Annotated in this window: 20 protein-coding genes; 11 read left to right on the plus strand and 9 right to left on the minus strand. The window is 72.3% G+C overall.

Features of this window, described 5'->3' with window-relative positions; translation table 11 throughout:
* The coding region (locus tag ABT300_RS28060) for a WD40 repeat domain-containing protein (RefSeq protein WP_351681195.1) at positions 1-3,174 on the plus strand (3,174 nt) is incomplete at its 5' end.
* 267 nt (positions 3,175-3,441) lie between these two features.
* Here the strand turns inward: ABT300_RS28060 and ABT300_RS28065 are convergent.
* Both ABT300_RS28065 and ABT300_RS28070 read right to left on the minus strand, forming a co-directional pair.
* Positions 3,442-4,554: an ABC-2 transporter permease gene (locus ABT300_RS28065; RefSeq protein ID WP_351681198.1), complete on the minus strand. Its 1,113-nt coding sequence runs from the start codon at positions 4,552-4,554 to the stop codon at positions 3,442-3,444.
* Between the two features lie 144 nt (positions 4,555-4,698).
* Positions 4,699-5,568, minus strand: a complete 870-nt coding sequence (locus ABT300_RS28070; protein WP_351681200.1) for an SCO6745 family protein — start codon at positions 5,566-5,568, stop codon at positions 4,699-4,701.
* Between the two features lie 93 nt (positions 5,569-5,661).
* On the opposite strand from ABT300_RS28070, the gene ABT300_RS28075 reads away from it, so the two are divergent.
* The 3 genes from ABT300_RS28075 to ABT300_RS28085 all read left to right on the plus strand — a co-directional run bounded on the left by ABT300_RS28075 (position 5,662) and on the right by ABT300_RS28085 (position 7,963).
* A complete protein-coding gene (locus tag ABT300_RS28075) occupies positions 5,662-5,904 on the plus strand; it encodes a hypothetical protein (RefSeq protein WP_351681203.1) in 243 nt (80 codons plus the stop codon).
* On the plus strand, positions 5,904-6,281 hold the full coding sequence (locus ABT300_RS28080) for a fic family toxin-antitoxin system, toxin component (RefSeq protein ID WP_351681205.1): 378 nt from the start codon (positions 5,904-5,906) through the stop codon (positions 6,279-6,281). Before ABT300_RS28075 ends, ABT300_RS28080 begins: the two co-directional genes overlap by 1 nt.
* Before the next feature lie 149 nt (positions 6,282-6,430).
* Positions 6,431-7,963: an MFS transporter gene (locus ABT300_RS28085; protein ID WP_351681207.1), complete on the plus strand. Its 1,533-nt coding sequence runs from the start codon at positions 6,431-6,433 to the stop codon at positions 7,961-7,963.
* 27 nt (positions 7,964-7,990) lie between these two features.
* Here ABT300_RS28085 and ABT300_RS28090 read toward each other — a convergent pair whose 3' ends face one another.
* A complete protein-coding gene (locus tag ABT300_RS28090) occupies positions 7,991-9,685 on the minus strand; it encodes a dolichyl-phosphate-mannose--protein mannosyltransferase (protein WP_351681239.1) in 1,695 nt (564 codons plus the stop codon).
* Between the two features lie 286 nt (positions 9,686-9,971).
* On the opposite strand from ABT300_RS28090, the gene ABT300_RS28095 reads away from it, so the two are divergent.
* Entirely contained in the window at positions 9,972-10,319 is a 348-nt protein-coding gene (locus ABT300_RS28095; RefSeq protein ID WP_351681210.1) for a PRC-barrel domain containing protein, read from the plus strand.
* Between the two features lie 90 nt (positions 10,320-10,409).
* On the opposite strand, the gene ABT300_RS28100 is transcribed toward ABT300_RS28095, so the two are convergent.
* Entirely contained in the window at positions 10,410-11,144 is a 735-nt protein-coding gene (locus tag ABT300_RS28100; RefSeq protein ID WP_351681212.1) for a hypothetical protein, read from the minus strand.
* Positions 11,145-11,221: 77 nt separating this feature from the next.
* On the opposite strand from ABT300_RS28100, the gene ABT300_RS28105 reads away from it, so the two are divergent.
* Positions 11,222-11,794, plus strand: a complete 573-nt coding sequence (locus ABT300_RS28105) for an ArsR/SmtB family transcription factor (protein ID WP_351681215.1) — start codon at positions 11,222-11,224, stop codon at positions 11,792-11,794.
* A gap of 9 nt (positions 11,795-11,803) precedes the next feature.
* Here the strand turns inward: ABT300_RS28105 and ABT300_RS28110 are convergent, their stop codons facing one another.
* The 3 genes from ABT300_RS28110 to ABT300_RS28120 all read right to left on the minus strand — a co-directional run bounded on the left by ABT300_RS28110 (position 11,804) and on the right by ABT300_RS28120 (position 15,472).
* Positions 11,804-13,462 (minus strand): pyruvate, phosphate dikinase, encoded by a 1,659-nt coding sequence (locus tag ABT300_RS28110; protein ID WP_351681218.1) that lies wholly within the window; start codon positions 13,460-13,462, stop codon positions 11,804-11,806.
* 133 nt (positions 13,463-13,595) lie between these two features.
* On the minus strand, positions 13,596-14,228 hold the full coding sequence (locus tag ABT300_RS28115) for a transcriptional regulator (RefSeq protein ID WP_351681221.1): 633 nt from the start codon (positions 14,226-14,228) through the stop codon (positions 13,596-13,598).
* A complete protein-coding gene (locus ABT300_RS28120; protein WP_351681225.1) occupies positions 14,225-15,472 on the minus strand; it encodes a TetR family transcriptional regulator in 1,248 nt (415 codons plus the stop codon). Before ABT300_RS28120 ends, ABT300_RS28115 begins: the two co-directional genes overlap by 4 nt.
* Before the next feature lie 352 nt (positions 15,473-15,824).
* On the opposite strand from ABT300_RS28120, the gene ABT300_RS28125 reads away from it, so the two are divergent.
* Both ABT300_RS28125 and ABT300_RS28130 read left to right on the plus strand, forming a co-directional pair.
* The gene (locus tag ABT300_RS28125; protein ID WP_351681227.1) at positions 15,825-17,093 is read left to right on the plus strand and encodes an acyltransferase family protein; all 1,269 of its coding nucleotides are present in this window, start codon (positions 15,825-15,827) and stop codon (positions 17,091-17,093) included.
* Positions 17,094-17,307: 214 nt separating this feature from the next.
* Positions 17,308-18,072 (plus strand): LamG domain-containing protein, encoded by a 765-nt coding sequence (locus tag ABT300_RS28130; protein ID WP_351681229.1) that lies wholly within the window; start codon positions 17,308-17,310, stop codon positions 18,070-18,072.
* Positions 18,073-18,243: 171 nt separating this feature from the next.
* Here the strand turns inward: ABT300_RS28130 and ABT300_RS28135 are convergent, their stop codons facing one another.
* The gene (locus tag ABT300_RS28135) at positions 18,244-19,491 is read right to left on the minus strand and encodes an MFS transporter (RefSeq protein ID WP_351681230.1); all 1,248 of its coding nucleotides are present in this window, start codon (positions 19,489-19,491) and stop codon (positions 18,244-18,246) included.
* Between the two features lie 140 nt (positions 19,492-19,631).
* Here ABT300_RS28135 and ABT300_RS28140 point away from each other — a divergent pair, with 140 nt between their 5' ends.
* The 3 genes from ABT300_RS28140 to ABT300_RS28150 all read left to right on the plus strand — a co-directional run bounded on the left by ABT300_RS28140 (position 19,632) and on the right by ABT300_RS28150 (position 22,133).
* A complete protein-coding gene (locus tag ABT300_RS28140; protein WP_351681231.1) occupies positions 19,632-20,567 on the plus strand; it encodes a LysR family transcriptional regulator in 936 nt (311 codons plus the stop codon).
* A 176-nt stretch (positions 20,568-20,743) separates the two neighbouring features.
* Positions 20,744-21,565: an endonuclease/exonuclease/phosphatase family protein gene (locus ABT300_RS28145; protein ID WP_351681242.1), complete on the plus strand. Its 822-nt coding sequence runs from the start codon at positions 20,744-20,746 to the stop codon at positions 21,563-21,565.
* A 52-nt stretch (positions 21,566-21,617) separates the two neighbouring features.
* The gene (locus tag ABT300_RS28150; protein ID WP_351681234.1) at positions 21,618-22,133 is read left to right on the plus strand and encodes a DinB family protein; all 516 of its coding nucleotides are present in this window, start codon (positions 21,618-21,620) and stop codon (positions 22,131-22,133) included.
* Between the two features lie 112 nt (positions 22,134-22,245).
* Here the strand turns inward: ABT300_RS28150 and ABT300_RS28155 are convergent, their stop codons facing one another.
* Positions 22,246-22,635, minus strand: coding sequence for a DUF3592 domain-containing protein (locus ABT300_RS28155; RefSeq protein WP_502978008.1), 390 nt, complete (start codon positions 22,633-22,635; stop codon positions 22,246-22,248).
* Positions 22,636-22,743: the final 108 nt, after the last annotated feature.

A 22,743-nucleotide genomic window follows, 5' to 3' on the forward strand; every position in this document is an offset into this window, starting at 1 on the left:
GACCAGTTCGAGGAGGTCTTCACCCTCTGCGACGACGAGACGGAACGCAGGGCCTACGTCGCGGCGCTCGCCGCACTCGCCGGCGGCGGAGAAGCACCCGAGGACGCACCCGAGGACAGATCCGAGGACGCACCCGAGGCTGACGGACCGGCGTTCACCGTGGTGCTGGGGGTGCGCGCCGACGTCACCGGTCGCTGCCTGGAGTACCCGCCGCTGGTCCCGGTCGTCAGCGACGGGCTGTTCGCGCTCGGCGCGATGACCACCGACGAGCTGCGGGAGTGCATCGTCCGTCCGGCCACGGCGACCGGCACCTCCCTGGAGCCGGGACTGGTCGAGCTGCTGCTGCGCGACCTGGGCGCGGCCGACACGCCGGGCCCGGCGGGCGACGGCCCGGACCCGGCCGTCCCGATCGGCCGGCCCGGGGTCCTTCCGTTGCTCGGGCACGCCCTGCGGGAGACCTGGCAGCGGCGCACCGACTCCACCATGACCGTGGCCGGTTACCTGGCGACGGGCGGGATCCACGGCTCCGTCGCCACCGCCGCCGAGGACCTCTTCGCCGCGCTGTCACCGGTCCGGCAGGACGCCGCCCGCCGGCTGCTGCTGCGGCTGGTGCGCGTCGGCGAGGACAACGAAGCCTCCCGGCGGCCGCGCACCACGTCCGAACTGCTCGACGGGCTGCGGGACCAGGCCGCCGCACGGGCCACGCTCGACGCACTGGTGACGGCCCGGCTGCTGACGGTGGACGCCGACCGAGTCGAGATCGTGCACGAGGCTTTGCTGCGGGCGTGGCCCAGACTGCGCACCTGGGTCAGGACGACGCGCGCCGATCTGCTCCTGCACCAGCAACTCGGTGCCGCCGCCCGCGAATGGGACCGTGAGAACCGCGACCCGAGTCTGCTCTACCGCGGCGCCCGCCTGACGGCCGCACGGGAGTGGGCGGCCGGCCCCAGCGGCCGGGACAGCGTGCCCACGCCCGTGGAGGCCGACTTCCTGCGCGCCTCCGACCACGAGGAGGACCTGCGCCGTCGCCTCGCACGGCGCCGGGTGCGCCAGCAGCGGACGGGGGTCGTCGTGCTGACGGTCCTGCTGGCCCTGGCGCTCCTGGCCGGTGCGACGGTCTTCGAGCAGCGCACCTCCGCCGACGAACAGCGCAGGACGGCACTGTCGCAGGCGATGGCGGCGAGTTCCGCCCAACTCGCGTTCGGACGGCCGGAGGCCTCGATGCTGCTGGCGGAGGCCGCCTACCGCACCTCGCGGACCACGGAGGCGCTCAGCGCTCTGCTCAGCACGCAGGCCAACGCCTTCGCGGGCCGGCTCACCGGCCACCACGGAGCGGTGAACTGCGTGGTCTTCGGGCCCGGTCGGCGACTGCTGGCCTCGGCGAGCTCCGACGGCGCCGTGCGCCTGTGGGACGTCGCCGCCCGACGGTCCGTGGGGGAGCTCACCGGTCATCACGGTCCCGTGCGATCGGTGTCCTTCTCGCCGGACGGGCGCACCCTGGCCTCGGCCAGTTCGGACGCGACGATCCGGCTCTGGTCGGTGCCCGACCGGCGTCAGATCGGCGTACTGACGGGACACAGCGGCCCCGTCCGCGCCGTGAGCTTCGCGCCCGACGGGCGTACCGTGGCTTCCGCCGGTCAGGACGGCACCGTGCGCCTGTGGGACGTCCGGACCCGCCGGCAGACCGGCCTGCTGCCCGGGCACTCCGGCGACGTCCTCGCGCTGGCGTACGCCCCCGACGGCTCCCGTCTGGCCAGCGCGGGCGCCGACCGCACCGTACGGCTGTGGAATCCGCGCACCCGCCGGAACATCGGCGTTCTCGTCGGCCACAGCGGCGATGTCCTCGCCGTGGCGTTCAGCCCCGACGGCCGGGTGCTCGCCTCCGGCGGCGCGGACCGCACCGTACGGCTGTGGGATCCCGCGGACCGCCGGCAGACCGGCCTTCTGGCGGGGCACGACGACGACGTGAACGGCCTCGCCTTCGGACCCGGCGGCCACACGGTGGTCTCCGCGGGGGGCGACGGCACGATCGTCCGCTGGGACGTCCACACGCGCCGCGCGGTCGACTCCTTCTCGGGGCACACGGACTACGTGATGGCCGTCGCCGTCGCGGAGAAGGGCGACCTGCTGGCCACCGCCGGCTTCGACGGGACCGTGGCCCTGTGGGACCTCACCGGCCACACGCTCAGCGCCTACCCGGTCAGCGAGCTCTGGAAGGCCGCCTTCAGCCCGGACGGCCGGATGCTCGCCTCCGCGGCGACGGACGGCGCCCTTCAGCTCTGGGACGTGGCGCGCCGCACCCTCGTCCGCACCCTGACCGGCCACAGCGGCGCGGCCTACGCCGTGGCGTTCAGTCCGGACGGCCGGTGGCTGGCCTCGGCCGGGGCCGACCACACCGTGCGGCTGTGGCCCGTCACCGCCGACGGGCGCGCCCCGGTCGTCCTCGGCGGTCACACCCGGGCCGTGTTCGACGTGGCGTTCAGCCCCGACGGCCGCTGGCTCGCCTCCGCCTCCGCCGACCGCACCGTACGGCTGTGGAGGATGTCGCCCGCGGGCGGTCCGGCGGGGACGCGGGCCACGGTGCTCACCGGGCACACCGACTTCGTGAACTGTCTGGCCTTCAGCGCCGACAGCGCCACCGTCGTCAGCGGCAGCGACGACCTCACCCTGCGGCTCTGGGACGTCGCGCACGGCAGCCTCGCCGACGTCCTCACCGCGAAGGGCGGCTCGGTGCGCGCCGTGGCGTTCGCCCCCAACGGCCGCTCCCTCGCCAGCGCGGGCAACGACGGCGTCATCCGGATGTGGGACGTGGCCGAGGCCCGGGTGACGGGGCTGCTCGGCCAGCACGCCGGCTCGGTGCGGGGACTGGCGTTCAGTCCCGACGGGCGCTCGCTCGCGAGCAGCGGCAACGACCGTACGGTACGGCTGTGGGACCCCGCGCGGCGACGCCTGGTCGCCACCCTGACCGGGCACACCCGAGCGGTGTGGAGCGTCGCCTACGCCCCGGACGGCAGGAGGGTCGCCAGCGCGGGCAACGACGGCACCGTCCGGCTCTGGGACCTGGGCATCGCCGACCGTGTCGCGGCGCTGTGCCGTGTGGTGGGCCCCGTCGACCGCGAACGATGGCAGCGACTGCTGCCCGGCTACGCCTACTCGGGAACCTGCGCGGACTGACCCGCCCGTTGGGCCCGCCGGACGGGCCACTGCCTGGCGGGAGGCGCGACACGCCCAAGCTCGCGGCCGCGAGGCCGTGAGCCTCGAGGCGCCGGTGCGCCGTCGGCGGGCCCGACGGCCGTGCGTCGACGGCGGGTTCCCCAGGCGTGACGGCCATGGCGCCGGCGGAGCCCCGATCCCGCACCCCGCCCCCGCCGGCCCCCAGCCCCCCGCCCTCTGCCGCCCCCCGTCCCCAGTCCCGTCCCTCGGGGGCGGCCGGACGTCGCGTCAGACGGCGGGCGAGGCCTGAGCCGGGGTCTCGGCCTCGGCGGAGGGCGCGTCGAGGAGCTGTTTCTCGTTCCGCCAGGACGCCGCCCAGGCGAGGACCGCGCCGCCCACCGCGTAGGCGCCGAGCACCCAGGCGGCCGTGGTGACGGCGTGGCCCGAGAAGTACACCGTGTTGCGGACCAGGGTGGTGCCGGCCCCCGGCGGCAGAGCCTGTCCGATCGCGCTCCAGAACCCGGGGAGCAGCGGCGCCGGGTAGACCCCGCCGGAGCTCGGGTTGCCCAACACCACGAAGAGCAGGATGACCAGGCCGGTGCCCGCGAGACCCAGCAGGGTCTGCAGCGCCAGCGCGGTCGCCGCCGAGGCGAGTACCACCAGCGTGCCGATGCCGCACAGAGCCCAGAAGTGACCCCCGAGAGCGTCGAAGACGGGCCCCACGACGACTGCTCCGGCGATCCCCGACGCGAGCGCGTACAGCACGAGCACGCCGAGACGGATCAGGGTGCGCTGCCGGTTGGCGGGGCGAGCACCCGCCGCCATGCCCATGATCGTGGCGGTCAGATAGCCGCCGATCACCCAGCCGAGGACGAGGTAGAAGGACGTCATGCCGCGCCCGTCCCCGGCGTTGGGGGGCCGTATGTCGGTGACGGTGATCCGCCGCTGCTGCCCGGCCTCGATCTTCTGCGCGATCTGTGTGGCGGTCTGCGACACCGACGGCCCGCCCGCCGACGCGACCAGGAGGGTGTCCTCGGCGCCCTTCGGGTCGAAGAGGAAGGCGGCGTCGGCCTTCCTGGTGAGGACCCACTGTCGGGCGGCCGCGGCGCTCGGCGCGGCGGTCGCCTCGACCGGGTCGCCGTCGAGCGCGTTGAGCTGGGCGACGATCTTCGCGGACGCCTGCTGCGGAGCGGCGACCGCCACGGGTATCCGGTGCGGCGTGGGGGAGTGGAAGGCGCCGACGTAGGACACGACGAAGGCGAGCTGGACGAGCAGGCCGCCGAGCACGAGTCCGAAGGCCCGCAGGGTGACGGCGTCCTTGAACTCGGCGGCGAAACCGGACGACTTGGGCGTGAGCTCGGCGGGGGATCCGCCCGGAGCGGGGCTGGAGGGTGCTTTCACGGGCGCATGATCCCACAGCCGGGTGAATCTCCTGCTCCGCTTCCCCGCTGGCGCGCATCCCTAAGCGAGTTCAGCCCCGGGGCCGCCGCCCGCAGGCCGGTCCGTCGCGCACCTGATCAGGACAGTGCCGCGGGTGCCCCCGTGTCACCCCTTGCCGATCAGGTCCGCCGGGAACGCCCCCGCCGCCAGCGCGGCCCGGGCGAAGGCCGTGCCGAGCTCCGTCAGCCGGGCGACGCCGTCCTCCCCGAGACGCTCGTACGGCGCCCGGTCCAGCCGGTCCGTCTCCCGCTCAATGTCCTCGCGGAGGGTGACGCCGCGCTCGGTGAGCTCGCCGCCGTCGTCCAGGATCCCGCGGGCGCGCAGTCGGTCCACCGCCGCGTTCCAGTCGTCCCGACTCCAGCCGCGACTGTTCGACACCCACGCCGGAGTCATGCCCCTGCCCGTGGCGGTGTGCGTGACCATGGCCTCCAGCCCGTCCAGGCCGGCGGACATCAGGACCGCGAGGTGCCCGTCGCCGCGGTGTTCGCGCAGCAGCGTCGCCGCATGCCAGTACGCGAGGTGCGGCTCGTCGGGGACGGGCAGGTCGGCGTGCGCGGAGAACAGCGGGCGGGCGCCACGCTCCCCGGCCTCGGCTGCGCGCAACGCGAGCCGCGCGGCCTCCGCCATCTGCGCGGACCCCAGGACCTCTTCGCCCAGCAGTCGCCGCAGCGTCGCGTCGACGGCGCGCAGGCGGGCCGGGAGGATCTGCGCGGGGGCGGCGAGCGACCACACCGCCGGCACGTGCCGTGCCACGACATCGTGCTTGTAGTTGTAGAAGGCCGCCGTCACGGCGCCGGCCCCGACCGGTCCGAGCGCGGCCGCACGCGCGGCGAAGTTCACGGCCCGGGGATGCGTGATGCCGAGAGCGCCCAACTCCCGTGCGAGGTCGGGCGAGAAGTAGTGCGCCGCGTGCAGGGAGTTGAGCGGTGACTGGCAGCGGCGGCCGGCTCGCGGCTCGAGGGTGGCAGTAGTCATGCCCGGCACGCTACCGACCGGTCGTTATGCATCCGCGGCCGGGGGACGGCGCCCGGAGCGGACAGGCGTGGTAACGAGTGTTACCATGCCTGCATGGCCAAGACTCAGTTGGGTGCACGCGTGGACGAGGACGTGGCGGAGCTCGCGAGGAAGCGCGCCGCCGACCTGGGGCTGAGCGTGGGGGACTACCTCGCCCGGCTCGTCCAGGACGACGCCAGCGGGCTGCGGGCCCGCGCGGTGGACGCGGCTGCCCGCTTCCTGGCCGAACACCAGTCGGTCTTCGACGATGCCGAGGACGCCACCCGGCAGACCTCTCCCGGAGCGCGCGCCGCCTGATGGACCTGCACATCGACGTCCCCTGGATCCTGCAGGTCGCCGAGGCCGCCGGCGCGAACGATCCGGCCCCCGACGACTACGGCGTCCCCGTCTCGGCGGTCGCCCGGCACCGGGCCGAACTCTTCGAACAGCCCGTCTACGACGGCCACTACGCCAAGGCCGCCGCGCTGGTGCACACGCTGGGCCGGTGCCGCTGGCTGGAGCGCTCCAACATGGCGGTGGCCGCCGCCACGGGCGTCATGTATCTCGAAGCCGTCGGAATCCCCGTCAAACCCGCCCGGGAGGACGCCGTCGCGCTCAAGGACCTGCTCCTCGACCCCGCCTGCACCGCCGGACGGATCGCCGCACTGCTGCGGACCTGGCCGACCGCCACCTGAGCCCGGTGCGTCACGCGGACGCGGCGATGTGGCCGCGATCACCGCATGAGCTGTGTGAAAGGGGGCAGCAGCCTCTATACGCACAGAAGTCACCCAGTGCCTCACGCTGCGCACATGGGTCGCTCACGCACGACGGGTAAGGAACTGCAGTGGCCGACGTACAGACCGAAGGACAGCCCGGGCCGACTCGCTCCGGACAACTCCAGACGGCAGGTCTGCCGGTCCAGGTCCGCCAGGACCTGACACGCAGACTGAAGCGGAACAAGCGTCCCTTCCGCGACGAGGACGTGCAGGTCGTCGAACGGCCCCTGCTCCGGCGAGCGGTGGGCGCCTCGGCGCTCGGCAACTGCATGGAATGGTTCGACTTCGGCGTCTACAGCTACCTCGCGGCCACCCTCGGCAAGGTGTTCTTCCCCGGGGCGTCGCCCGCCGCGCAGGTGATCTCGTCCTTCGCCACCTTCGCGGCGGCGTTCGTCGTGCGCCCGCTGGGCGGTCTGGTCTTCGGCCCGCTCGGGGACCGCCTCGGCCGGCAGAAGGTGCTCGCCACCACCATGATCATGATGGCGGTCGGCACGTTCGCCATCGGCCTCATCCCCAGCTACGCCACGATCGGCATCGCCGCGCCGATCCTGCTGCTCCTCGCCCGCATGCTGCAGGGCTTCTCCACCGGCGGCGAGTACGGGGGCGCCACCACCTTCGTCGCCGAGTACTCGCCCGACCGCCGCCGGGGCTTCCTCTCCAGCTGGCTCGACTTCGGCACCTTCGTCGGTTACGCGCTCGGTTCCGCTCTGGTCACCGCGCTGAATCTCGCCCTCAGTGACGCGCAGATGCTCTCCTGGGGCTGGCGGATCCCGTTCCTGATCGCGGGGCCGCTCGGGGTGATCGGTCTCTACATGCGACTCAAGCTGGAGGAGTCGCCCGCCTTCCAGCAGCAACTCGACGAACACGAGCGCAGCCTCGCCAAGGAGTCGGCGGGCGCCGAGTTCAAGACCATCGTCAAGGACCACTGGCGCGGCCTGCTCATCTGCACAGGCCTGGTGCTGCTCTACAACGTCACCAACTACATGGTCACGGGCTTCCTCCCCACGTACCAGACGGAGACCCTCGGCCGCTCCAGCACGTCCGCGGACGTCCTCGTGCTGCTCGGCATGGTCTGGATCGTGCTGCTGATCACCTTCCTCGGCAGGCTCAGCGACCACGTCGGCCGACGCCCCCTGTACGGGTACGCGGCCGCTGGCATGATCCTCCTCTCCGTCCCCTCCTTCCTGTTGATCAAGATGGACGGAACCTGGCCGCCGGTCTTCGGCGTGCTGATCCTGTCCACCCTGCTCGCGTGCTTCGCCGCCCCCAGCGCCGCGACGCTGCCGGCGCTGTTCCCCACGGCCGTCCGTTACGCCGCGATGGGCATCGGCTTCAACTTCGCGGTCGCGGCGTTCGGCGGCACCACCCCGCTGGTCACCGAAGCGCTCGTGAACCTCACCGGGAACGACATGATGCCCGCCTTCTACCTCATGGCGGCCGGAGCCATCGGACTGGTCACCGTCCGCTTCCTGCCCGAGAGCGCCCAGGTGTCCCTGCACGGCTCCCAGCCCATGGTGGGATCCAAGAAGGAACGCCGCGAACTCATCGCCACCTCGCAGGAGCTGTACCGCGTCGGCCGGGAGAAGGCCGTCAGACGCTGATCGTCCAGGCGGGAGCCGTACGGCGGATCAGATCCAGGTGTCGAGCCACATGCGGGCGTGCCAGTCGGCGTAAGGGATCGTCAGACCCGTGTAGATCGGGAAGAAGTAGATGAAGTTCCATGCGATGAGCAGCACCAGCACGCCTGCGGCGACCGTGCCGCGGGTGCGCCGCCCTTCGTCCGCGCCCGGCGGACCTGCCAGCGCGCCCAGCATCATCGTCACCGCCAGGCACAGGTACGGCACGAACACGACGGCGTAGAAGGCGAAGACCGTGCGGTCCTGGTACAGGAACCACGGGAGGTAACCGGCTCCCACCGCGCACAGGACGGCGCCCGCCCGCCAGTCGCGGCGCAGCGCCCACCGGAAGAGCAGATACACCAGCGCGCAGCATGCCGACCACCACAGGAGCGGGGTGCCCAGAGCGAGGACCGCCTGCGAGCAGTCGGACGTCGTGTGGCAACCGTCCTGGCCGGCCTTCGGCGACTGGTAGGAGAACAGCACAGGACGGCCGAGGACGAGCCAACTCCACGGATTGGACTCGTACTTGTGGAAAGTGTCCAGTCCCACGTTGAACCGGTACACGGCCTGTTCGTAGTGCCAGAGGCTGCGCAGCGGGGCGGGTGTCCACGACCACGTGCCCCCGCGGACGTCCGCCCAGTGCCGTCCGTAGCCGTCGTCGGACAGGAACCAGCCGGTCCAGGTGACCAGATAGGTCGCCACGGCGACAGGCACGAGGGAGAGCAGCGACCAGCCGAGGTCCTTGCGCAGCACCGCGCGGTACGGGCGGCGGGCCCCGGCTGTGCGGCGGGCGCCGACGTCCCACAACAGGGTCAGCGCGACGAAGAAGACGAGGAAATACAGGCCGTTCCACTTCGTGGAGGCCGCCAGTCCGAGGAAGACGCCGGCCGTCAGCCGCCACGGGCGCAGACCCGTCCCGGCGTGGGCCGCGGCGTCCTGGTCCGGTGCGGCACGGCCGTCCGGCCCCACCGGCAGGGCTGCCGCGAGCCGTGCACGTGCCCGGTCCCGGTCGATCAACAGGCCGGCGAAGGCCGCCAGCACGAAGAACATGACGATGAGGTCGAGCAGCGCGACGCGACTCATCACGAAGTGCAGGCCGTCCAGCGCCATCAGGACGCCGGCCAGGCAGCCCAGCAACGTCGAACGGAACAGACGCCGTCCTGTGCGGCACAGCATCAGCACCGACAGCGTGCCCAGCGCCGCCGCCATGAAGCGCCAGCCGAACGGATCGAGACCGAACGCCCCCTCGCCGAGGGCGATCACCCACTTGCCCGTCGGCGGATGCGCGACGAACGCTCCCGTGTCGGTGAGCGGGATCTTCTGCGGGTCGGCCAGGAGGCCCGGGTCGGCGATCTTGCGATCCGGCCAGGTGCCCTCGTAACCCAGCCGCAGCAGCGCCCACGCGTCCTTGGCGTAGTACGTCTCGTCGAAGATGAGATCGTGCGGCCGGCCCAGGCGCCAGAAACGGATCACGCCGGCGAGGAGGGCGACGAGCCCGGGACCCACCCAACCCGTCGCCTTCGCGGCGCGGCACGCCCGTGCGGGGCTGAGACCCAGGCGCTCCCAGACGCGCGTGCCCGGCTCCGGGAAGGGCGGAACCAGACGCTCACGCACGTCGCTCAGGGGAGGCGCCGTATGTCCGAACCGGCGCAGACGGTCGGTCCAGTCACTGGGCGCGGTCGTCGAGCGAGTGCCGTCGAGCATGGCGGTGAGTCGGTCCTTCGAGAGGGGGCGGTGGCCGTCGGTCGCTGGTCGGTCGGCGGGGTCCGGGGTGAGCCCGGAGGCTAGCAGGACCTGGTCGACGACGAACTCGCGCACCCCGAACAACTGCCGCCCTGGCACACGGCGTCGGCGGACGGGTGGGCTCAGGCGTGGTGACTCGGGGGCGGCGGAGAGGTCCCGGAGACTCCGTCGGCCGTCGGCACGTCCCCGCACGTCTGCCGCGCGCCTCAGCGGGCACCCGGAGTGCCAGGACGACAGGGAGGACATCGTGAGCGAACACGGCGCACACCGCGTGCCGACCGCGGGCCACACCGCGGACGACGACCTGACCGGATACCAGGTGGACGCCACGGACGGACACCTCGGCAAGGTCAGCAAGTACTCCAGGGACCTGGGCCCGCGGTTCCTCGTGGTGCACACCGGCCCGTGGGTTCTCGGCGAGGACGTGGTGATCCCGTCGGACGCCGTCATGGGCGTCGACCACGAGGCCCGCATCGTGCAGTTGTCGAGGACCAAGGAGCAGGGCAAGTCGGCGCCCGTATTCGACGAAGCCACACACCTGGGCGATCCGCGGCACCGCGACCAGCTGGGCGGTCGGCACGGATCCGGGCACTGACAGCGGGCCCCCGCGCCTCGGCGGGTGCGGGCCGTCGGTCCCGGTGTCGCGGGCGACACGGCTCACCCGCTCGGCATGCCCGGCCCGGCATCACGCGTAGGGCCGGATGGCCACCGTGACCGCCATGTCGAAGGCGTTCGCCCCGGCCGCGGACGGCAGTCCCAGCACCCGGTCGAGCGCACGGCCCAGGGGCCCGCACCCGCTGGTGCGCGGGGCGGCGAACTCGGCGTCCCGGGCGCCGAAGGCGACGATCAGGGGATCCTTGGACACCACCCGGGTGGGCTCGGTGTCCTTGAGTATCAGGTGCACCGGGTCCTCGCCGCCGCCCACCGAGCAGCCCGGCGCCGGGACGGCGGGCAGTCCGTGCGCCGGGCCCACGGCGAATCTGATGTCGAACTCGCCGCGCCGGCTGCTGTTGGACAGGAAGTCCGCATAGCCGCCGTACTGCGGCGTCAGGGTCAACGGGGTGCCTCCGACCCTGACGGGCGCGGCGCTCATCTCTCCGAAGACCTGGCTGAACACGCCGTTCACACGGCCTTCCGCGAAGCTGATCTTCATGGGCTCGCTGATCGGCTCGTCGACGGCGCCCATGCGCAGGTGTCCCGTGGCGTGCATGACCTCGCAGCGCCAGGTGCCCGGGTCCGCACCCGCGGGAAGCTCGTCGACGGCCGGACAGGCGGAGAAGTCGAACTCGGGGAGCGCCGCGGCCTGTTCGGCTCCCTGTGCGGGAGCGCTTCCCAGGGCGAGGCAGGCGAGCAGCGCCGCGGCGGCAGCGTTGATGAAGCGACGGACTGTGCGGTTGCGGGTCACTCGGTTCGGCGTCATGCATCCCATCATTGCAGAGATTTCTCTGCAGAGAAAGATCTGCAGAGAAATCTCTGCCGCACGGGTAGACTGCGGCCATGACGGAAGAACGCGGAGCGCAGGCCGACGGGCGGCGCACGGTCGACAGCCCCGAGGTGCTCAAGGCCCTCTCGCACCCTCTGCGCCTGCGGATCCTGCGCCACCTCGGCACGGCGGGCCCCGCCACCTCGACCACGCTGGCCGCCGCCCTCGGCGAGAACACCGGGACGCTCAGCTACCACCTGCGCATGCTGGAGCGCAGCGGCCTCATCGAGGACATCCCCGAGCGCTCCACCGGGCGTGAGCGCTGGTGGCGAGGGGTGCGCGGCCTCGACATCCGCAGACCGCCGCAGGATGAGCTGACGGACGCCGAGCGCCTGATGTCGGCCGAGCTGGACCGGATGAGGATGGAGGAGGACGTCGAACTCGCCCGGCAGTTCACCGAAGGACAGGCGGAGTCCGAAGGATGGATGCGGGGTTCACGCAGCCTGACCCACCTCACGAAGGGCGAGCTGGACGCGTTCCACGACGACTACCTGGCCCTGCTCGCACGGTACGCCCGCGGACCCGAGGACGCCCCCGACGACGCTCGACCCGTGCTCCTCCGCTGGTTCGGTCTGCCCGCTGACTGACTGGGGACCTCAGGCGCCGTGTTCGTCAGGCTCGGCGGTCTCCTGACGCCGGAGGAGCACGGTCCGCGCCGAAGTGAGGCGTCGGGCTTCGTCGCCGTCCGGGTCAGGGCCCGCGATCTCGTCGGCCCAGGTGAGCAACCGGTGCAGTCGCGGGTCGGTGGCGGCCGAGACGACTCGAGGGTCACCGAGGACCACCTCCCCGCCGGTGCCGTCGATGGCGACGAGGGCGCCTTCGGACAGGGTGCGACTGCCCGCCCGTACGCCGACACCGTCCTCGACGGTCAGGTTCGCCGCCCCCACGACGGCCGGTTTCCCCATCGCCCGCGCCACGACGGCCGCATGACTCGTCGGCCCGCCTCGGGCGGTGACGACCCCTGCGGCGGCGGCCAGGCCGTGCATGTCGAGCGGCGAGGTCTCCGGACGCACCAGGACGACCGGTCCCTGCGCGGCGAGCCGCACCGCGCTGTCGGCTGTCGTCGCCACCCTGCCGACCGCGACGCCGGGACACGCTCCCAGCCCGCGCGTGAGGACTTGCCGTGCGTCGTCGACCGCGATCCGGGGCGTTCGCACATGCTGAAGGTGCTCGGGGGAGACCCGGAGGACCGCCTCGTCGCGCCCGATCACGCCGGCGTCGGCGAGGTCGACCGCGGCCCGTACCGCCGCGCGTCCCACGAACCGCCCTGGGCGCACCTGCAGGACCCACAGCTCGCCCTCCTCGTAGGTGAACTCCACATAGCACGCGTCTCGGTAGTGCGCCTCGAGCCGGCCCAGGGCGTCCACCAGCCGGGCCCACACCTCGGGTTCCCGGCCGGTCAGTTCGTGCAGCGGCCGAGTCAGCGACCGGCCCGCGACGACGTCCTCGCCCTGACGCCCGAACAGGACCTCACCGAACGGAACGCCCTCACCGGTGTTGGGATCGCGGCTGAACGCGACGCCCGTTCCGCTGCGCCGGCCCCGGTTTCCGTACACCATCGCCTGCACGGTCACGGCCGTGCCGAGGTCGCCGGGAATGTCGTGCAGTGCGCGGTAGGTCTTCGCGCGCGGCGTGTGCCACGAGGAGAACACGGCGGCGATCGCGAGTTCCAACTGGCGGGCGGCGTCGTCGGGTACGGGTGCGCCGCTGTGCTCCCGGACGAGCCGCTCGACGTCCCGGATCGCCTCGGCGAGTCCCTCCGTGTCGGTGCGGCGTCCGGCGATCGCACGTTCCACGGCGGCCAGGCTCTCCCTCCCCACGCCGAGGACCTCGGAGGCGAAGCCGGACAGGAACCGCAGGCGGGAGTCGAGCGCGAAGCGCGGGTCGCCCGTCTCGTCGGCCAGTGCCGTCGTGGCCTCGGCGGTGAGTCCGAGGTTGAGGACGGTGCTCATCATGCCGGGCATCGACACGCTCGCCCCGGAGCGGACGGACACCGTCAACGGCCGCTCAGCGCCGCCGAGTCTGCGGTGCGTCGCAGCTTCGAGGCCGGCGACGGCGGCGGCAAGCTCGGCATCGAGGCCGCTCGGGAGTCGCCCGTCCCGGAAGAACGCGCGGCACGCCCGGGTGCTGATGACGAACCCCGGGGGGACGGGCAGCCCGAGACGCCTGAGCACGACGAGGCCGTGCGCCTTGCCGCCCAGCACCTCCGCCGATTCCTCGACCTCTGCCGACAGCGGGTGGATCCACGTCATCATGTCGTCGTCTTCGTGTGTTGTGGCCGGGGGACGTCGGTCCCGGGCGACGGCCGGGTTCGGGAGCGCACGCGGGTCGGCGCGCGAGGTGGCACACGGGTCGGCGCCCGAGGCGGCAAGGGGGTCGGCACGCGCGTCACCGGCGTGGGATGTCGAGCGTGGCCAGCAGGTCCTCGTGGAGCTGGAACCACACGCTGTGGTAGGAGGTCGTGCTGTCCGCCACATGCTCCAACTCCCCGCCCTTCGCCCGGGCGAGCGCCTCGGCGAGCCGGACGGAGTACCGCCGGAACCGCAGCAACTCCGCGGACAGCTCCGCGCAGACGGGCTCGGCACGCCGGTGGAAGTCCGTGAACCCGTCCAGGACCCGCGCGTCGTAGGCGGCGTCGGAGTGGTCGTTCATCGTCATGGCGCCGCCGACGCTGCGCATCTGCCATGCCGTGCAGAGGTCGAGCAGTTCGGGATTGAGGACGAGGAACCGCTCGAACGAGGCGGTCACCGCGGCCCTGGCGCCGGCCGACGCCAGCTCGTCGGCGACCCGCTCCGCGTCAGCCGTCCGGCCGGCCTCCGTGAGGCCCCATCCGCCGAAGTCGCCCGCGGTATGGGTGACGAGTCCCGCGACGGCGAGGTCGATCAGCTCCGACTCCACGTCGGACTCGGAGAGACCGGTCACCGCGGCGAGGCTCGCGCGACCCGAGAAGCCGGCGCAGCGAAGGGCGTGGAGCACCAGGAGGTCGGTGCCGGACGGGTGGGACGAAACGTGCTGCGTCATGGTGCGGCCCCATCGGGTGCGGTGCGGGAAAGGGGCGGGCTTGTACGGCCCGCGGGCGCGGGTGCGGGTGAAGGGGGTACGGGTGCGGTGGCGGCGGCGTGTCCGGCGCCCCGGCCGTGCGCCCGGGCGACGAGCGTGCCCTGCCGTACGCGCACCGCGTGTTCGGCGGTGTCGTCGGCGCCGATCACGCCGACGGCGGACGCCAGCAGGCCGTCGTCGTCCAGCACGACACGGAGGCGCGGCCATCCGTCCCGGACGAACACCCGCCGCAGACAGCGGGCGAAGTCGTCGATCCGCAGCCGCACGAGGCGTCCGGTCTCCGCGGGGTCGGCCGTCGCCACGGCCACCGTGACCCGATCACCGGCCTGCGCGGCACGGACGCTCTCCTCGACGGCCTCCAGTCGGTGGCTGCCGAGGACCACTACCACACCGTCCTCGCCGAACCCGACCGGACGACCGGTGAGCAGATCCCGCAGTCCGTCCGGCGGCGTCCACGGCTCCCGGCAGGTCTGGGCCGCGGAGACGTAAGGCAGGTGCGGGGGATCCCAGGCGTCGGCGAGAGGGAGGTGGCCCAGATGCGCGCAGGCCTGGGCGATGTCGAAGGGGTCGCCGAACGCGAGCCCCGGATCGATCGACGCGCCGGGCCCGTCCAGCAGCCGCAGCACCAGTTCCGCCCGCCGCACCTGCCGGTCGGGGCGCGGCCCCGCAGACGTCCACGACTCCAGCGCGAGTGCCAGGAGCAGCGCCTCCAGCCGGGTCACCTGCCCGAAGGCGGTGCGGATCGGTTCGTCGTCGAGCACCCCGGCCAAGGAGCGCGGCAGCGCCTGACCGAGGGCGGGTGTCTCGCCGACCAGGGGGAGTCCCTGGAGGCGGGCGCGGGCGAACGCGCCGAGCGCCTCGGCGAGGGACGGGTGAGAGGGCGCCACCGCAGGCGGAGCCCCGTCGATGTCGCCGGACCCGGTCACCCTGGCCACGCCGGTCAGGCCCGTCTCGCCGGCCGCGTCGGCCGCGTGAGCCATGGCAGCGGCGTCGGCAGTGTCGGTGGTGTCGGCCAGCACCGCCAGATAGAGGGCGCGCTTGCTCGGGAAGTTCGAATACACCGCGCCACGGGTCAACTCGGCCCGCTCGGCGATCCCGTCGACCTTCGCAGCCGCGTACCCGCGCTCGGTGAACTCCGCTCTCGCCGCAGCCAGCACGGTCGCACGCGTGCGCTCCTGCTGCTGGGCCCGGGACAACCGGACCATCGGCACACCTCCCTGTCGTCGGACGAGGAACGATACCTTGAACATCCCGATGATGAGGGTATCTGAATGGCGATGGACTCACCGTTGAACGACTCGACGGGACCCCGCGTACCAGTTCACTGCGGGGGCGCTGTGCTGCCCCGCGCACGGGAAGAGCGGGTCGGGGGACGTCCGCAGGCCGCGCCGACGACATCAGACGGCGACGGCGGGGCGTGTCGCCGGCGCGCGACAATGCGGTGTCCGAGGAAAGAGTCGAAGGATTTCAGTGGATTCGAGCCGTGCGGTCCATAGCGCTCTCGCTCACGCCGCCCCACCGGGGCAGGAGCAGAAGGAGGAGGAGAGCGGGGCGCCCGTGCGCCGGCAAGTGCAGGGCCTCGACGGTCTCCGGGGCCTGGCCGCCCTGTACGTGGTCCTCTTCCACTGCTGGCTGTACACCTTCCCCGGCTACCCCGACAGCTCGGCCCCCCGATGGCTGGACGGGCTGATGTACGGGCGCCTGGCCGTCGTCTTCTTCCTCGTGCTGTCCGGATTCTCCCTGGCCATCTCCCCGGCGCGGCACGGCTGGCGGTCGGAGCGCGCCGCCGAGTACCTGCGCCGGCGCGCCTGGCGGATCCTGCCCCCGTACTGGGCGGCGCTGTGCATGAGCCTGGTCATCGCCTGGCTCGTGGTACCGGCCTCGCATGCCGGACCGCCCACGGGCGGGTCGATTCTGGTCTACGGTCTCCTCGGCCAGGACATCTTCACGGAGCCGACGCCGAACGGCGCGTTCTGGTCGATCGCGGTGGAAGCGGAACTGTACGTCGTCTTCCCGCTTCTCCTCTTCGTGCGGCGGCGGTCGAGCGCGGCGGTTCTGGTCGGCCTCGTGACCCTTCCGGTGGTGGTCCGCGGCTTGATGGCGCCCGGCGGAACCCCGGTGGAGGGCGACAACTGGCTCACTCCGCATCTCGCGCCGGTGTTCGTCGCCGGAATGGTGGGCGCCGGAGTCGTCGTCGCGTCGGACCGGGTCCGACGTCTGCCGTGGGGATGGTTCGCCGTGCTGGCCGCCCTGCCCGTGCTCGCCCTCGGCGTCGTCCAGGGTTCCGTGTGGACGCTGACGCACTACTTCTGGGTGGATCTCGCCGTCGCCCCCGCCATGACCCTGCTGATCGCTGCCGTGGCCACCGGAAGACCCGCCGTTCTCGTACGACTGCTGACCACGCGTCCCGTGCGGAGTCTCGGTGAGTTCTCCTACAGCCTCTACCTGATCCATCTGCCGATCGTCCTGGCCGTGATCCGGCGGGTGGCCCCGCGTTACGTGGGGCCGGGTCTGCCCACCTTCTGCTTCACGCTCGTCGTGGCCCTGCCGGTCTCCCTGCTCGCGGCATGGCTCTTCGCCCGGCTTTTCGAGCTGCCCTTCAAGCGGAACAGATCCTGGAAGTCCGTCGTCGGGACGAACCGCTCGCGTCGGGACGGCGCCAGTGCGGGAACCCGTCGACGGCTGCCCGACGGGCCGGCCGGTGAGAGCCGTGGATGCGACGAGGCCGACAAGAGCGGCACTGGTGCTGCTCGGCCCATGGTCACCGTGCGAGCTTCGGGAACGAACGCGTCGGAGAACCGTTCCCGGGATGCGCCGGACCGGTGACACCGCACCGAGGTTGACTCGACGGGGGTGCAGGCGATGCGTCAGGGCGAGGAGGCGCGGCCGTGGCCGCACGGGTTCCCTACGTCAACGGCGGGATGACCTGGGGGGACGGAAATCCGAGGTTCAACCGCGTTGTTCACTCGTGCGAGTTGACATTCCCGCGGGATTCCCCGCCACCTGCATGCCGAAGTCATATGCGGAGCACCATCCGCGCATGGACAATCCTGCATGCGACGGAACGCCGTCGGCAGAGGGGATCCGGTCCGGACCAGAGATCGTCTTCACGGCGGACTTCACCTCCACCCGTCAATGGGTGGCGGGGCGTTCGTGGGCGTATCCGAACGGTGGACCGGTCAACCCCGGCGACAACAAACTCGATCACCTCACCGCCGATCCCTCCTACAGCCGCTCGGGCACCTTCCGCGCCACCCGCCGCGCGGACGGCTTCTGGAAGACCGGCCTGCTCACCACGGAGGGCAGCGAGGAGGACTTCACCGTCCGGGCGGGCGACGTGCTCGAGGCGCGGGTGAGGCTGCCGAGTGAGGTCGGGGCCTGGCCGGCCATCTGGACCTGGCGGGACGGCGACCAGGAGATCGACGTCTTCGAGTACCACCCCGACAACCCCGATCTCCTGGAGCTGACCAACCACGTTCGCGGCGGCAACCTCTACTACCGCGACCCCGCCGTCAGTCCCGGCGCGTGGATCGACCTGCGCGTCGAGTTCGGCTCACGGTCCGTGGTCTGGTGGGTGAACGGCAGCCGGGTGTTCGCCGACCGCCGTGGGGTGGGACGTACCTGGCACGCCTACCTCATCGTCAACCTGTCGGTGTGCGCGGGCCGTTATCACCCGGCGCCGGCTCCGCAACTGAAGGAGATGTCGTACCAGGTGCAGAACCTCGTGGTGCGGCGACCGGCCACGCTCGTGGACGACCAGTCCGACGAACCCGAGGCGGTGGCCGGCGGCGACGCACCATCGTGACGCCGCCCCGTGTCCCGCAGGCGGCCGGACGCGCCGCCTGCGGCCGCGCAATGAGCCCGCGCCGTGAGCCCGCGACCGGTCACCGGCACACCACGTCCGGGGGCCGACCGTGCAGACGACGGTAGACAGGACAGCGCTCTACGGGGGCGGGGCGGGGCGGCTCGTGGTGTCTCATGCGTGGTCGCGGGACGGCGCCGGCTCGTGCCGCGACGACGTCCGGTCCGGTCGGGGAAGCAGGAGCGGTGTGGTCAGGATGAGCAGTCCTGCGACCGTGAGCGCGGTGCGCGGGCCGGTGACGTCGGCGAGCAGCCCGGCGAGTGCGGTGAGGACGGCGATGGACGCCTGCTGGCCGATCGACCACGCCGACAGGGTGCGGGCCACGAGATGCTCGGGGGTGTGTTCCAGCCGGTAGGCGGCGAGCACCGGGTTGTACAGGCTCATGTTGACGATGATCGCCAGCTCGACCGTCATCACGGTGACGAGGCCGACGACGCCGGGACGGACGAAGGCCAGGCCGATCAGCCAGACGGCGCGCAGGGCGCCGACGGTACGGAAGACCCGGCGTCGGCCGAAGCGGGCCACGACACGGGGGGCGAGCCGGGAGCCGATGAGTCCGCCGAGGCAGGGGGCGGCGAAGGCGAGGGCGTACTGCCAGGGCGGGAAGCCGAGCCGGCGAAGCAGGAGCACGGCCAGCAGCGGCTCGGTGGCCATGATCAGACCGGCGACGAGCATCTGGTTGAGGTAGAGGGGCCGCAGACCCGGGTGGCCCATGATGTGTCGCCAGCCGTCGAGCAGGCCGCCCGCCCGGACCGGGCCCCCGTCGGCATGTCGCGGTGCTTCTTCCCCGCCGCGGATCGCGGCGATGCCCAACGCGGAGAGCAGGTAGCTGAGCGCGTCGGCCACCACCGTGGTGACGGGCCCGAACAGGCCGATCGCCGCCCCGCCCAGCGGCGGTCCCACCGCGATGGAGCTCCAGTTCGTGGACTCGAACCGCGCGTTGGCCACGAGCAGGTCGTCCGGTCGGACGAGGGCCTTGAGGTAGGCGCCGCCGGCCGCGTTGAAGGCGATCTTGGCCGCGGCGACCACGGCCGAGACCACCAGCAGCTGGACGAAACCGAGCCGTTGGAAGGCGTAGGCGACGGGGATCGTCGCCATGGCCGCGCACCGGGCCAGGTCCATCGTGATCATGACCGGGCGCTTGCGCCGGAACTCCACCCACGGCGCGAGCGGCACCGCGATCAGAGCACCCACGGCGGGCCCCACCGCGGACAGGGCGGACACCTCGGCGGGTCCGGCGTGCAGCACCAGAACGGCGATCAGCGGCAGCGCCCCGAACCCCAGCGCGGACCCATAGGCGCTCACCGCATAGGACGCCCACAGCCAGCCGAACCGCCGGCCCAACCGTCTTCTGCCCGTCACGCTCAGCGCACCCCCTCGCTCCATGCCACGCCCGAACAAACCGACGTTGACCGATGAGAGGCAATCGGCAGGAGAGCGCCAGGTCAAACAACCGACCTGCCCGCAGTGAACAACCATCGGTTGTTCACTAGGGTGGCGACGTGGATCTCGAAGCGGTACGCACCTTCGTCGCCGTCGCGGAATCGGGCCAGTTCCAGAAATCCGCGGCCGACCTGTCGATCACCCAGCAGGCCGTCTCCAAACGCATCGCCGCGCTGGAGCGCACCCTCGGCGTGCGACTGTTCACCCGTGCCCCACGCGGAGCCGAGCTCACCATCGACGGACAGGCGTTCCTGCCTCAGGCGCGCGAACTGCTGCGCGTCGCCGAGCGCGCCCTCGCGTCGGTGCGCCCCGGCCGCCGGCCGCTGCGCGTCGACGTGCTCGCCTCGCGCAGCGCGCAGTCGGGCCTGATGCGCGGATTCCATCGCGCGCACCCCGACGTCGAGCTCGACGTGATGATGCTCTTCGACGTCGAGACGGCGGTCGCCGCCCTTCGGTCCGGCGCCATCGACGCGTCGTTCCGCGCGGTCGCCGTGCCCGGCCGGCCCCTGCCCGACGACATCGAGTCCGTCAGGGTGCTCGACGAGCCGCTCCAGCTCCTCACCGGCCCCGCCCACGCCCTCGCGGGCGCCCGGTCGCTCACCGTCGCCCAGCTCCGCGGGCACCGCATCTGGATGCCCGGCATCGTCCCCGGCACCGAGTGGGCTGCCTACTACGACGACCTCGTCGCGCGGTTCGGCCTCACGATCGAGGCGACCGGCCCCAACTTCGGCTCCGACGCGCTCCTCGACACCATCGCCGACACCCCGGCCCTGGCCACCTTCATGGGCGGGCACACCCGCCTCGTCTGGCCCGCCGGTCACGGCCTGCGCCGCATCCCGGTGACCGACCCGACACCCGTCTACCCGCACTCGCTCCTGTGGCGCCGTGACAACCCGCACCCGGCGCTGACCACCCTCCGCGCACACCTCGCCGCCACGGCGACCGGCCACGACGCGGCCGGAACCTGGACGCCGGACTGGGTGGTGCCGCAGTGAGGGCCGCGGGCGGCCGGGTTCCGCGGGCATGACCGGGGCGGGGTCAACGATCACCGGCAGGTGTGGCGCTCACAGGTGCGTCACGTAACCTCGGGCGTGCAGCCGTCAGTTGAAGGACGATCGAGGTCGAGGAGGCGCGGGTGTTCACAGGGGGTGCGCGATGGCTCGCAGGCGCCATGACGGTGGCCTGCGCGGTGCTCGTCGGCCCCAGCGCACCGCGTGACGCCCTCGTCGGAGGGGCGCTGCCCGCCGACGCCGTCCGGGAGGTCGTGCCCCACCGGGTCATGACGTGGAACCTCTGCAACCCCTGCGAGGAGAGCAACGTCGACCGGGCCGCGGAGATCGCCGCGTACGCGCCCCAGGTGATCGGCTTCCAGGAAGCGTGCGCGAGTGACGTGGCGAGGATCCGAAACGAGCTGGAAAGGCGTTACGGGCTCGTCTACCACGTCGCGTACGGAACCGTCCTCCAGGACTGGGGGCGTTGCGGGGGAGTGCCGTGGAGCCCGGACGGCTACGGCCAGGCGCTTCTTTCGGCGGCGCCCATCGCCGACCGGGTCAACGTGGAGTATCCCGACGGCGGCTCCGAGGACCGCGGGTACATGGCGATCACCACCTCGGTGGGCGGTCGGCTCGTCCGCGTCTTCAACACCCACCTCGCCGAACGACGTCAGGAATCGGTCCGGGCCGACCAGGTGGGCGTGCTCGCCGCGGAGGTGGCCCGGCACGACCGCGCGATCGTCCTCGGCGACTTCAACGCCGTGCCGGACGCTCCCGAACTGGCCCCGATGTGGGCGCTGGCCGTGGACGCCGACCCCCAGTGCCATCCCTCGCCCGCGGACGGCTGTCAGACGACCACCGACTGGCACAGCAAGTTCGACTACGTCTTCCTGCGAGGCGTCACCGCGCTCGACCGCCATGTGCAACCGTCGGCGTACTCCGACCACCATCTGCTCGACACCGATCTGGACGTCACCGAGGGCGTCGCGCCGACTACCTGAACCGCGGGAAAACGATGAGCGCGGTGCATCGGATGTCGTTACTGTCGACGCCATGGTTCTCCCCTCCCGCACGCGTCCCGCCTTCGATGCCGATGAGCGGACCCAGCTGATCGCCTGGCTGAACATGCAGCGGGCGCTCATCCACTGGAAGTGCGAGGCCCTTTCGGCGGAGAACGCCCACCGGGTGGTGATCCCGACGTCGCCGCTGATGACGGTCGCGGGCCTGGTCTCCCACATGCGGTGGGTCGAGCACTGCTGGTTCGAGGTCATGCTCATGGGACGTCCGGCCACCGGCCCGCAGTTCGACGAGTCCGTCGAGGACGCGGACATGCGCGTCGAGGGCGTGCCGCTGGAGCGGTTGCTGCGCGAGTACGCCGAGCAGTGCGCCGTCTCGGACGAGATTGTCGCGAGCCTTCATCTGGACGACGCCGGGCGCCAGAAGGAGTTCAAGTCCGGAGCCGCGACCCTGCGCTGGGTGCTGATGCACATGATCGAGGAGACCGGCCGGCACGCCGGCCATCTGGACATCGTGCGCGAGCTGCTCGACGGCGACAAGGGCTACTACTGAGCCGTGCCGGAGATCGGGCGGCCGACGGTACGTTCGCCTCCGAGGCCGACTCGCCGGCGCCCTTCTCGGCGTCAGACGCCTGGCCGCTCCGCGTCGCCACGGGCCGAAGCGGTCAGAGGGCGAGCAGTCGTATCAGCAGCGTGAGCGACGTGCCGGCCGTGAGCAGCGATCCCACGACGGCGAACACCCGGTCGACCGTCGCCGTCTCCCAGCCCTGGATCGCGAACCGGCGCGGATTGTCACCGTCGTACCGCACCACGACCCGGGCGCCCACGCCGAAGGCGCCCGCTGTCGAGCCGCGCCCGAACCGGGACGGGTACTCGCACGCCTGACCGTCGTGGGCCGTCCAGGCCGCGACCGGATGGTAGTAGACGGCTCCCTCGTCGCCTCGACTGACCTCATGACGGACGATCCGCCCCTGCGCGGTGAGACCGGTGCGCCGGAGTGCGTCGGCGCGCCGGAGTCCGTACGCGCCGACGCAGAGAAAGGCCGCTCCGATCACGAGCGGGATGAGAGAGAAGAGCCAAGCACGTTCCATGTCAGGTGCGACGCGTGAGCCGGGGCGCCGGTTGCGCAGGGCGACTGATCTTGTGTTTCAGGGCGTCATGGG

The organism is Streptomyces sp. NPDC001027 (genome assembly GCF_040299045.1).
Lineage (GTDB): Bacteria > Actinomycetota > Actinomycetes > Streptomycetales > Streptomycetaceae > Streptomyces.

What these genes read in the sequence shown, in the direction of transcription:
- ABT300_RS28070 (WP_351681200.1), bottom strand. Translation starts at nt 5,568, where the DNA reads ATGACTACTGCCACCCTCGAGCCGCGAGCCGGCCGCCGCTGCCAGTCA.
- ABT300_RS28075 (WP_351681203.1), top strand. Translation starts at nt 5,662, where the DNA reads ATGGCCAAGACTCAGTTGGGTGCACGCGTGGACGAGGACGTGGCGGAG.
- ABT300_RS28080 (WP_351681205.1), top strand. Translation starts at nt 5,904, where the DNA reads ATGGACCTGCACATCGACGTCCCCTGGATCCTGCAGGTCGCCGAGGCC.
- ABT300_RS28090 (WP_351681239.1), bottom strand. Translation starts at nt 9,685, where the DNA reads ATGCTCGACGGCACTCGCTCGACGACCGCGCCCAGTGACTGGACCGAC.
- ABT300_RS28100 (WP_351681212.1), bottom strand. Translation starts at nt 11,144, where the DNA reads ATGACGCCGAACCGAGTGACCCGCAACCGCACAGTCCGTCGCTTCATC.
- ABT300_RS28105 (WP_351681215.1), top strand. Translation starts at nt 11,222, where the DNA reads ATGACGGAAGAACGCGGAGCGCAGGCCGACGGGCGGCGCACGGTCGAC.
- ABT300_RS28110 (WP_351681218.1), bottom strand. Translation starts at nt 13,462, where the DNA reads ATGATGACGTGGATCCACCCGCTGTCGGCAGAGGTCGAGGAATCGGCG.
- ABT300_RS28115 (WP_351681221.1), bottom strand. Translation starts at nt 14,228, where the DNA reads ATGACGCAGCACGTTTCGTCCCACCCGTCCGGCACCGACCTCCTGGTG.
- ABT300_RS28120 (WP_351681225.1), bottom strand. Translation starts at nt 15,472, where the DNA reads ATGGTCCGGTTGTCCCGGGCCCAGCAGCAGGAGCGCACGCGTGCGACC.
- ABT300_RS28130 (WP_351681229.1), top strand. Translation starts at nt 17,308, where the DNA reads ATGGACAATCCTGCATGCGACGGAACGCCGTCGGCAGAGGGGATCCGG.
- ABT300_RS28145 (WP_351681242.1), top strand. Translation starts at nt 20,744, where the DNA reads ATGACGGTGGCCTGCGCGGTGCTCGTCGGCCCCAGCGCACCGCGTGAC.
- ABT300_RS28150 (WP_351681234.1), top strand. Translation starts at nt 21,618, where the DNA reads ATGGTTCTCCCCTCCCGCACGCGTCCCGCCTTCGATGCCGATGAGCGG.